The 972-nt window shown below is 43.4% G+C and carries 1 protein-coding gene; it reads right to left on the bottom strand.

Annotated elements, in window-relative coordinates:
- A partial coding sequence (locus tag A3738_RS24940; protein ID WP_068763925.1) for an amino acid ABC transporter substrate-binding protein occupies positions 1-795 on the bottom strand: 795 nt, incomplete at its 3' end.
- Between the last annotated feature and the right edge of the window lie 177 nt (positions 796-972).

The raw sequence follows: 972 nt of genomic DNA, 5'->3' as shown, positions 1-972 counted from the left end.
GTTGTCTTTCATATCAGCTGCGTTCGCAGAATCGACACCCAAGAACTCAGCTTCGATCATTGCTACCAAAGACCACTTAGCGATGTTGAACCACTCGTCATCACCCTGACGAACAACTGGACCTAGAGGTTCCTTAGAGATAACTTCTGGAAGAACCATTGCTGAATCTGGATCCTTCAAACCAATACGAATTGCGTATAACTGCGATTGGTCAGAAGTAAGAACATCACAACGACCACTTTCAAAACCAGCACGTGTTTGATCTGAAGTATCAAATGTTACAGCAGTATATTTCATACCGTTTGCACGGAAATAATCTGCTAAGTTCAACTCAGTTGTTGTACCAGCTTGAATACAAGCCGCAGCACCATCTAACTCAAGAGCACTTTTAACACCAAGCTTTTTCGACACCATGAAACCTTGACCGTCGTAGTAGTTAACGCCTGCAAAGTTTAATCCCAGAGAGGTGTCACGAGTGTGTGTCCATGTAGTGTTACGAGATAAGATATCAATCTCACCAGACTGAAGCGCTGTAAAACGCTCTTTAGCAGTTAAAGGCTTGTATTGAACCTTAGATGCATCGCCTAAAACAGCTGCTGCAACAGCTTTACAGACGTCGACATCTAGACCACTCCATTCACCCTTTTCGTCTTTCTGAGAAAATCCAGCAAGACCAGTACTCACACCACAAGAAAGCATTCCGCGTTTTTTAACGTCTTCAAGCGTTCCTGCATTTGCACCAAAAGATAAGCCTACTGCAAGACCTGCAGCGACCAATGAAGAGAATTTCAACATTCGTGTTCTCCTAAGTTTTGTTTTCTTCCAAAAAGGATTTCGCAGCGCACCTAAGCAACAACAGAAAGCTGACACATGCACTGATGTGAGCTCTATATACAAAATTGATGCCACCACGATTCGCATTATTATTGTTCGCCCGAAAGTTCGGACATTTCAGCGTCATCATTAGCGACG

It is taken from the genome of Oleiphilus sp. HI0066 (genome assembly GCF_001635725.1).
The sequence above is the reverse complement of the archived record's forward strand: the minus strand, read 5'-3'. Positions and strand labels throughout refer to the sequence as shown.